Origin of the sequence: Streptomyces sp. NWU339 (genome assembly GCF_003143855.1) — a bacterium.
In the GTDB taxonomy this organism is placed as follows: Bacteria; Actinomycetota; Actinomycetes; order Streptomycetales; family Streptomycetaceae; genus Streptomyces.
Genome location: NZ_QFRK01000111.1, coordinates 1 through 6575 on the forward strand (window position 1 = coordinate 1; position 6575 = coordinate 6575).

The window sequence follows — 6575 nt, forward strand, 5'->3', positions numbered from 1 at the left end:
CGGTAGGACCTCGGCGGGCGTTGTCACGTGGGCTGACCGGCCTGGGATGATCTTGGAGTTGATCGTGCCGGACAGGGGGATCGCTCGTGTCGTCCGCGCCGCCGTCGTAGCAGGGGCACCGGTACCCGATCGAGGTGATCTCCCACTGCGTGGGGCGGTCCGTCCGCTTTCCGCTCGGCTTTCGCGAGGCCGGGGAGCTGCTGCCCGGGCGCGGCGTGCTCGTCTCGCACGAGACGGTCCGGCGCTGGTGCGCGACGTTCGGGCAGGGCTACGCCGACGGCCTGTGCCGGCGGCGTGGGCGGCTGGGCGACACATGGCATCTGGACGAGGTCTTCGTGAGGATCAACGGTGTGCGGCAGTACCGGTGGCGGGCCGTCGACGCCGCCGGCACCGTGCCCGGCCTCCTGGCCGGGGCCGAAGGGCCACCGCCGCGGCCCGGCGGTTCTTCCGCAGGCTGCTCCAGAGAACCTGCTCGGTGCCGCGGATGGTGGTCACCGACCAGCTGCGCTCCTGCGGCGCGGCCCACCGCGAGGTCATGCCCTCCGCCGGGCACCGCTGTCACCAGGGCCGGAACCACCGGGCCGAGAACAGCCACCGGCCCACCCGTCGGCGCGAACGCGCCATGCAGGGCTTCCGCTCCGCCGGCGGGGTCCAGCGGTCCCTGGCCGCGGTCGGCGGCATCTCACCCCACGTCCGGCCCCGCCGCCACCAAATGACCGCCGCCCACTACCGCGCCGAGACGACCCTCCGCTGCGCCCTCTGGGATCAGGTCACCGGCGTCGCCGGCCTGCCTGCCGCGGCCTGAGCACGAAAGCCGGAACCCGGCCCCATCACACCCGCCACCCCGTCGGGCACTCACACACTCCACAACGTGACAATGCCCTCGGAACTCATGCCGCGTCGTGCCGGGCGGCGATACGGGTCACCGTGACCTTGACGGTGACCCGCTCCGCGACACCGAGGGCGGCGAGGTAGGAGAGGACGGCGGCCCCCACCCGGTCGTGGACGTTCCGGGCGATGTCCAGCGCCCGCCGGCCCTCGGCCAGGACGCAGCGCACCTCGATGTGCCATCCCGAACCGTCCGGCGCCCGGTCGGCGCGGATACCTGCCTCGGGCGACGTGCGGTGAGGCGCGGTGTCCGTCCGGGTGGGCGCGGTGGCTGCCGCGAGGCGGTGGGCGAGGCGGGGTTGCAGGCCCGCCACGCCGGGAACCGCGAGGGCCGCCTCGGCCGCGACGCCGAGGAGCGCGCTCGTGCGGATGGCGGTCATCACGTGCCACCGCCGGTCGAAAGGCCGGGACCGAGGGGCGGCTCCGGCTCCAAGACGTCGATCACGGTGATGTCGACGGCCGTCACGGCAAGCCCCAGGTCCTGTCCGGCCGAGTCGAGGACCGATCGGCGCACCTGATGGACCCGGTCGGGCAGCGGGCGGTCGAGAGCAGCGGCCAGGGTCACGGTCGCCCGCACGTCGGTGCCCTCGCCCTCGGGTACGAGCCGGCAGGTCGCGGCCCTGGTACCGGGGACCGTGTCCGCAGCCTGCCGCAGTACCTTCGCGGCGGCGCTCTCGGCGATCCGCAGGTCCCGGTCCGGGTCGGCCAGGGGCAGCAGCCGTCCGAGCCGGATCTCTGCCCTGACGACGTCCATGACGCGGTCGGTGAGTGCGTGCAGGCCGGGAGGGTCATCGGCGCGCAGCGCCCGGGTGGCCGCGTTCAGTGTGGCCAGTTCCTCGACGGTCTCGTGGCAGTGGGGACAGGACACGGTGTGCGGGTCCGCAGCCGGCGCCATGTCCTGCGCCTGTTCCCAGACTCGGCTGAGCAGTCGGCCGCAGGGCAGCACCTCATCGCCCGCGAACGGGGGCGCGTCGGCGGCGGCTGGGCCGGTGCGGGGTTCATCGGCTCCGGGCGGTCCGGAAGGCCGCGCGTGCGGGTCGTCTAGCGCCATGGGCTCATCGCCTCCTGCAGGGATCGGCGTGCCCTGAACAGTCTGCCGCGCACCGTCTGTTCACTGGTCCGCGTCACGTGGGCTATCTCCTTGTAGGGCAGGCCCTGCACTTCCCTCAGGATCCAGCAGATCCGCTGCCCGGCGTCCAGCTCGGCGAGTGCGCGGGACAGGGCGGCGGTGGCCGCGTCCTGCTCTGCGGACCGGGCGGGCTGGCTCCACGCGTCGTCCGTCGCGGGTTCGGCGACGGTGTCCAGGGAGAGGGGCGGCGGTCGGCGGCGGCGCACGGTCAGGCAACGGTTGACGGTGATCCGGTACATCCAGGTGCGGAACTCCGCACTGTGGTGGTATTCCGGCAGTCGCCGCCAGGCGCTGACGAAGGCGTCCTGAACGGCCTCCTCTGCGTCCTGGGCGTTGCCGAGCATGCAACGGGCCAGGGCCAGGAGGGACCGGCTGTGCCGCTGGACGAGAACGGCGAAGGCGTCCTCGTCTCCCTCGGCCGCCCGCACGGCCAGCAGGCCATCCGGCAGGTCGCGTCCCATCAGGTCGCGGCCCGGCGATGGGGAAACAGCGCTTTCGATCATGGCACCCCCCTGTACAAGGTTCGGACTGTCCGTGTATCCGACGGGTCGCGTGTGATGCACATCACATCCAGCATGTGTGAGGAATGCGACGCCCGATATGTCCAACCTTTCGAAGGGCGCCGCACCGGTGTCCGACCGACCGATCGAGGCGACCGCCATGACGGACAACATCACCGGCGTCGGCGCGGACAGCCGGCCCGAGGCGGGCGTGAGCGCGCTGAAGGGCCGTACCGGGGCCGGGGCTCCGGCCGAGACCCGGGGGAAGACCACCATCGCGGACGGCGTGGTGGCCAAGATCGCGGGCATGGCCGCCCGCGAGGTACCGGGCATTTACAACCTCGGGGCGGGCATGGCCCGCGCCTTCGGCGCCATGCGGGAACACGTCCCCGGCGGAGGCGGCGGCGTCACACAAGGAGTGAAGGTCGAGGTCGGCGAGCGCCAGGCCGCCGTGGACCTGGACGTCGTCGTCGAGTACGGCGTCTCCATCGTCGACGTCGCCGGCGACGTGCGCAGCAACGTGATCAGCGCGGTGGAGCGGATGACGGGCCTGGAGGTCGTCGAGGTGAACATCGCCGTCGACGACGTCCACCTGCCCGACGAGGAGGAAGAGTCCGAACCGGACGAGGGCCGCGTGCGGTGATCCGCCGTGACCACCGCCGCCGCGTCCCGGCGTAAGTGGCTGATCACGCGGACGACCCTCGCGAGACGGGTGAGTGCATGATGAACACAGCGACGACGGGCCTCGCGGCCGGCATGGCCCTGGGCTTCGCCGGTTACTTCGGCGGCTTCTGGGCATTTCTGCTGGTTCTGGTCCTGGGGGCGGCGGGGCTGATCGTCGGCCTCGTCGTGCAGGGCGACCTCGACGTCCGCGGACGGAGGCAGCGGTGAGGACCCGGCCCGGTTCCCCACCTCTCGGTAAAGGGTCCGGCCCATCGGCGCGGGCCGCCGGCCTGCCGCTGCCGGCCGAGCGGGGCGCCACCGTCATCCCGGACAGGGTGGTCGCCCGTATCGCCGCCCGGGCCGCACGCACGGCCCAGTCCCGGCGCGCCGCCCTCCCGCCCGACCCGAGCGGACCGGCGGCGCCCAGCGCCTCCGCCGCCGTCCGTACCGGATCGGTGCGCCTGCACCTGACCATGGAGCTGCCCTCCCCCACCGACTTCCCTCAGGTCTGCGAGCGGATCCAGCGCGACGTCGCCGAGCGGGTGGCTCAGCTGACCGGCTTGCAGGTGGGAGAGGTCGCCCTCACCGTCCGGCGGCTGGTGACCGCCGCCGCGAACCGGGGGCGGGTCCGGTGAGCGGCCACGCGGCCCGCACCGCCGGGCCCACCGCGCAGGAAGGAGGACCGGAATGACAACCGGCCCGGACCCTCCCACTCACAGTTCCACGCCATCCGCGCACCGTGCCGCGGTGCCGCTGACGAAGGAGCCCGAGGAGCCGAGGGAGCCGACAGAGCCGGGTTCGCCGAACCCGACGGCCGGCGAGCGCGACAGAGGGCACCGGACCCACCGCCCGTGGTCCGCGCGGCGCCTTCCGTCCGCGCTGGTCGCCTCGGTGATCCTCGTGGCGGCGGTCGCGGCGCTGGTCGACGTCGTCGCCGTACGGGCGGGACGCCCTGCGGCAGCCTGGCGACGGCACCTGGCCGACGCACTGGCCACCCGCCCCGTGGACGACGTGTGGATGCTCACGGGAGCCGCCGTGGCCGCCGCCGTCGGCATCTGGCTGATCGTCCTGGCCCTCACCCCTGGCCTGCGCCATTGGCTGCCCCTGCGCTCCCCCGTGCCCGGGCTGCGGGCCTCCCTGGACCGCGACGGTGCCGCCGATCTGCTGCGCGACGCCGCCATGCGGGTCCCCGGGGTCAGCAAGGCTCGCATCCGGGTGCGCCGCCACCGCATCAAAGCCCGCGCGGACGTCCGCTTCCGCGACCCCCGGCAGGTGAAGGACGACCTCACCGCCGTCCTCGACGAGGAGCGCGGCCGGCTAGCCCTCGCCCGCCCTCCCCGCATCGTCGTACGGGTGCGGCAACGCACCAACTGACCGGAAAACCCAGCACCGGAGCCTGCACCATGACGCCGCGACCCGTACTCAACCGCAGTCTGCTGGCCCTCACCGGACTGGTCCTGCTCGGCGGCGGTCTGCTGATCCTCTTCGCCGGGTTCGACGTCTACCGGCGACACGATCTGGTCCAGCCCGTCGGCTGGCCCCTGACCGCCGCGGACGACGTCCTGCTCAGCTCCGCCGACCGGGCCCGCTGGAGCAGCCAGGGCTGGTGGTGGTGGCCCGCCGTCATCGCCGTCCTCGCCCTCGTCGCCCTGCTCGCCCTGTGGTGGTTGCTCGCCCAACTGCGCCGGCGCCGCCCCGGAGCGCTGTCTGTCGGCGGCACACCCCCGCAGGAAGGCGTCGAACTGCGCGACCGAGCGCTCAGCGACGCGATCGCCGCCGAAGCCGGTGCCCTGCCGGGGGTTGAGCATGCGGCCGTACGCATCACTGGCCAGCCTGCCCACCCCCGCACCCGCGTCAGGCTCACCCTCACCCCTCGGACGGCACCCGGCGCCGCCCTCGATGCCCTCAGCGAAGGCCCGCTCCGAACCGCCCATCGGTCCACCGGCTTCCCTGACATGCCCACCAAAGTCCGCCTGCAGGTCGCCCGCCACAAACCACACCGCGCAGAGTGAGGAGGAGACCGGCCATTTCCGTGTCCGCCCCCTTGCGGTCTTTCGCAGTTCACAGGGGAACCGGCACTACTCCCCAAGGGAGAGATCATGATCATCCTGGGCATCGTTCTGCTCGTCGTCGGCTTCGTCACCGGGATAGCCATCCTGTGGACCATCGGGATCGTCCTGGCGGTCGTCGGAGCCATCCTGTGGGTCCTCGGCGCGATGGGACACGCCGTCGCCGGTCGACGCCACTACTGGTGATCGGGGTCAGGTCCGGCGAGCGGCGACGCGGGCCGAAGCCGGCCGACGCACGTCGTAGACCCAGCCGAGGCGTTCGGGAGGCGAATGAACGCGGCGGAGAGGTCGATTTGACCGCGGTCGACGCCGTGCCGGGCGCAGGCGGTGTCGGCGTGGTAGAGGTTGTGTCAGCTCTCGCCGGACGAGAGCAGGGCCGACGGCCACGGGTTGGTGGCCCGGTCGTGGCGACGGGACGGGAGCAATGGCCAAGGCCGGGTAGTTAGCGATCTTCATGTCACTGCAAGGGAGTTGGTGACCAAGGTGTGGCGGTGTAGAGGCCGGGGCCGATCTTGTGGATGAGTCCGCTCTCGGCCCATCTGGAGAGTTGCCTGTACATGGTGTCCAGGGTGACGTCGCCGAAGTGAGCCGCGATGTCGCGGGGTCTCCACAGGCGGGTGGGGTCTTCTTCGAGCAGGGCCAGGATTCGGTGTCTGCGGCGCTCGGCGGGGGCGGCATGCCGGTCGTCCCGGGAGGCGGTGGGCAGCGCGGGCCGCGGTTCTGAAGGTTCGAGGACACTGACGTCGAGGCTGGTGACGGTGCGGCTGTGATCGGGTCTGCCGTCATTGTGTCGTTCGTTGTACCGGGAGATCGGTGATTTGACCTTGCGGGTGCTCACGCGGGGGCGACGGGACGGCAGGAGTGCGGCCAGGACGCGGCGTCCGATGGTGCCGACTGGGTCGGTGGCGTCCACGATGACGCCGGCGGCCTGGATTACCTGGTCACGGGCGGTCTGGAGGGCGATGGTGAAGCCGCAGCGGTCCGGGTCGGTGCCGGGGCGGGACTCGGCGGCATCGACCATCGCCGTGCGCAGGAGTTGGTAGAGCGCCAGCAGCGACCACATCTCCTGCTCGACGCCGACCGGGTCGCCCGAGCGCAGCACCCGCCCGTCCATGATCGTGTGGCGGAGCGCGTAGTACGTCGATTCGTGCTCCCACCGCTGGTGATACAGGCTGACCAGGGCGGCAGCCGGATAGCGGCGAGCGTCACTCAACGTAGTGGCCAGCCGGTAGGCGCCGGTGAATACCGTGCCGTCGGCGCAGGTCACGGTGATCTGCGCGTCGATGATCCGCACCGGGCTGGTGCCGATCATCGACAGGTAGGAGC

9 protein-coding genes and 3 pseudogenes are annotated in these 6575 nt (G+C 72.3%); 7 read left to right on the forward strand and 5 right to left on the reverse strand.

Annotated features, from left to right (window positions below):
- Positions 1–128 precede the first annotated feature (128 nt).
- A pseudogene (locus tag DIZ27_RS43210) lies at positions 129–805 on the forward strand (IS6 family transposase).
- Positions 806–890: 85 nt separating this feature from the next.
- On the opposite strand, the gene DIZ27_RS43215 reads toward DIZ27_RS43210, so the two are convergent.
- Genes DIZ27_RS43215 through DIZ27_RS43225 form a run of 3 tightly spaced genes read right to left on the reverse strand, consistent with a single transcriptional unit; the run spans position 891 to position 2520 of the window.
- Entirely contained in the window at positions 891–1268 is a 378-nt protein-coding gene (locus DIZ27_RS43215; RefSeq protein ID WP_109383749.1) for an Asp23/Gls24 family envelope stress response protein, read from the reverse strand.
- On the reverse strand, positions 1268–1939 hold the full coding sequence (locus tag DIZ27_RS43220; protein ID WP_109383750.1) for a hypothetical protein: 672 nt from the start codon (positions 1937–1939) through the stop codon (positions 1268–1270). The genes DIZ27_RS43215 and DIZ27_RS43220 overlap by 1 nt, the downstream gene beginning before the upstream one ends.
- Positions 1930–2520 (reverse strand): RNA polymerase sigma factor, encoded by a 591-nt coding sequence (locus DIZ27_RS43225; RefSeq protein ID WP_181384006.1) that lies wholly within the window; start codon positions 2518–2520, stop codon positions 1930–1932. Before DIZ27_RS43225 ends, DIZ27_RS43220 begins: the two co-directional genes overlap by 10 nt.
- A 157-nt stretch (positions 2521–2677) precedes the next feature.
- Here DIZ27_RS43225 and DIZ27_RS43230 point away from each other — a divergent pair, with 157 nt between their 5' ends.
- From DIZ27_RS43230 to DIZ27_RS45445, 6 genes are all read left to right on the forward strand, one after another.
- A complete protein-coding gene (locus tag DIZ27_RS43230) occupies positions 2678–3160 on the forward strand; it encodes an Asp23/Gls24 family envelope stress response protein (RefSeq protein ID WP_109383755.1) in 483 nt (160 codons plus the stop codon).
- Between the two features lie 77 nt (positions 3161–3237).
- On the forward strand, positions 3238–3408 hold the full coding sequence (locus tag DIZ27_RS46395) for a hypothetical protein (protein WP_181384007.1): 171 nt from the start codon (positions 3238–3240) through the stop codon (positions 3406–3408).
- Positions 3405–3815, forward strand: a complete 411-nt coding sequence (locus tag DIZ27_RS43235; RefSeq protein WP_109383751.1) for an Asp23/Gls24 family envelope stress response protein — start codon at positions 3405–3407, stop codon at positions 3813–3815. The genes DIZ27_RS46395 and DIZ27_RS43235 overlap by 4 nt, the downstream gene beginning before the upstream one ends.
- A gap of 112 nt (positions 3816–3927) precedes the next feature.
- Positions 3928–4554, forward strand: a complete 627-nt coding sequence (locus DIZ27_RS43240) for a DUF6286 domain-containing protein (protein ID WP_258308882.1) — start codon at positions 3928–3930, stop codon at positions 4552–4554.
- Positions 4555–4583: 29 nt separating this feature from the next.
- A complete protein-coding gene (amaP, locus tag DIZ27_RS43245) occupies positions 4584–5192 on the forward strand; it encodes an alkaline shock response membrane anchor protein AmaP (protein WP_109383752.1) in 609 nt (202 codons plus the stop codon).
- Between the two features lie 87 nt (positions 5193–5279).
- A complete protein-coding gene (locus tag DIZ27_RS45445) occupies positions 5280–5435 on the forward strand; it encodes a DUF6131 family protein (RefSeq protein ID WP_146229133.1) in 156 nt (51 codons plus the stop codon).
- Between the two features lie 6 nt (positions 5436–5441).
- Here the strand turns inward: DIZ27_RS45445 and DIZ27_RS48230 are convergent.
- Both DIZ27_RS48230 and DIZ27_RS43255 read right to left on the reverse strand, forming a co-directional pair.
- A pseudogene (locus DIZ27_RS48230) lies at positions 5442–5665 on the reverse strand (acyl-CoA desaturase); the annotation flags it as partial.
- Positions 5666–5706: 41 nt separating this feature from the next.
- Positions 5707–6575 (reverse strand): annotated as a pseudogene (locus DIZ27_RS43255) (helix-turn-helix domain-containing protein); the annotation flags it as partial.